The sequence below is a fragment of the Aporhodopirellula sallentina SM41 genome (assembly GCF_000346505.1).
GTDB lineage: Bacteria > Planctomycetota > Planctomycetia > Pirellulales > Pirellulaceae > Rhodopirellula > Rhodopirellula sallentina.
The window spans coordinates 1-567 of record NZ_ANOH01000128.1 but is presented as its reverse complement, the minus strand read 5'-3'; the positions used below and the strand labels follow the sequence as shown (position 1 = coordinate 567).

Sequence of the window (567 nt, the reverse complement as noted above, 5' to 3'; positions counted from 1 at the left end):
CGCCGCGGGGATCGGGATCGGTTGATACTTGGCGATGAACTTGTGCAGGTCGATGCCCGGCACGTATTCCATCGAAAAGACCAGCTGGGTCGGCAAGGGGACTTGCTGGTACGCCGTGGCGATCGACGGATGGTTCAACTTTCCAATCGCCTTCATCTCAGTCACGAAACGCTTCCGAGCCGATTCGCGTTTGACCATTTGCGAGTTGAGTACCTTCAAGACTTCGGGTCGGTCCATCGGCAGATACTTCGCCAAGTACACGACCCCCATCCCACCTCGGCCGAGTTCCTTCAAGATGCGGTAATCGCCAGACTCGGATAACTCCTTGGGTACACCCTTGATGCGGCGAGTGCCTCCGGTTGAAGGCTTGGGTGCGACTGAAGCCTGAGGAGACTCTGCGACGGGACTATCCTTGTCACTGGCCTGAATTTTTGATGCGATCTCTCGGACTCGGTCGAGCATTCCATCGCTTGAAATTGCTGCTAGCCGCTCTTGAAGTTCGGGCGACTGCTCGATGGCGACGGCAATCTTCGATTCGGTTCTTGAATTGAACCGCCCCTCTGCGAA

Annotated in this window: 1 protein-coding gene; it reads right to left on the bottom strand. The window is 56.4% G+C overall.

Annotated elements, in window-relative coordinates:
• Positions 1-462, bottom strand: a 462-nt coding sequence (locus tag RSSM_RS08355) for a protein kinase domain-containing protein (RefSeq protein ID WP_144059654.1), incomplete at its 3' end; no start/stop codon positions are given.
• Positions 463-567 lie beyond the last annotated feature (105 nt).